This is a genomic window from Vibrio sp. 1159, assembly GCF_033340395.1.
In the GTDB taxonomy this organism is placed as follows: Bacteria; Pseudomonadota; Gammaproteobacteria; order Enterobacterales; family Vibrionaceae; genus Vibrio; species Vibrio alginolyticus.
Map to the genome: position 1 here is coordinate 1 of NZ_JAWOWL010000196.1, position 1,022 is coordinate 1,022.

1 protein-coding gene is annotated in these 1,022 nt (G+C 47.4%); it reads right to left on the bottom strand.

Annotation, left to right across the window (positions count from 1 at the left end; all coding sequences use genetic code 11):
* A partial coding sequence (locus R7127_RS26950) for a transglycosylase SLT domain-containing protein (RefSeq protein ID WP_318148768.1) occupies nt 1–1,022 on the bottom strand: 1,022 nt, incomplete at both ends.

Sequence of the window (1,022 nt, forward strand, 5' to 3'; positions counted from 1 at the left end):
ATGCCTTTACCGCGATTGCTCTCAACTTGAGTTAAGAACGCATCCTTCTTCTCCACAGGAATAAGAAGCTGATGAGGCCCTTCTGGTGCGGTGGACCATTGGTTGTAGGCAGGGTTGTAGCTTTGCAGCTCTTTTACCCCGATGCCCGCGTAATCAGCAGCGATAGCGAGATCCAGTTGTTCTTTCGGATCGACTAACGTCAGCACTGGTTTGTTTGGGATAGATGGAATGTCGATACCGTACTTTTCTTGGTTTGCCACCACGTCCGCAAGAGCGAGAAGTTTTGGCACGTAGCTACTGGTCTCTTTTGGCAGATCTAAAGAGAAAAAGTCGACAGGTTTACCCAATTTTTTGTTCTTACGGATAGCGCTAGATACACGACCGCCGCCACTATTGTAGGCTGCGATTGCGTGTTCCCAGTTTCCGTCAAAACGTTCATTTAATTGAACAAGATAATCCAATGCAGCGTCGGTAGAGGCAGCGACATCGCGACGCCCGTCATACCAGTAGTTTTGTTCAAGCCCCATCATTTTCCCGGTGCCTGGAACAAACTGCCACAAACCAGCTGCGCTACCGTGCGAGTAGGCGAAAGCGTCAAATGAGCTTTCCACAACCGGTAGAAGAGCAAGCTCCATTGGCAACCCACGTTCTTCGATACGTTGCGTGATCATGTAAAGAAATGGCGCTGCACGTTTAGATACCGTGTACAGGTGGTTTGGGTGTTTCAAATACCACGTACGGTAATAATCCACTTTCTTGTTGTTTGGGATGTCCATTTCAAGCTGCATAGCAATACGTTGCCACACATCTTCTTGTTCCTGAGGGGAGAGAACTTTTGGCGTATCCTTGGCAGAATCTTTCGCCAAAGATTGTTTGTTTTTAGATTTAGTCTTAGTGGCATTCTGCTTAGCAGTTTGCTCAGACTTGTTGGTTTCTGGAGTTGGAGTGGTGGACGAATTTGGCTGAGTCAATTGACAGCCAGATAATAACAACACCAACGCCCAGCTATACTTCAAACGCAT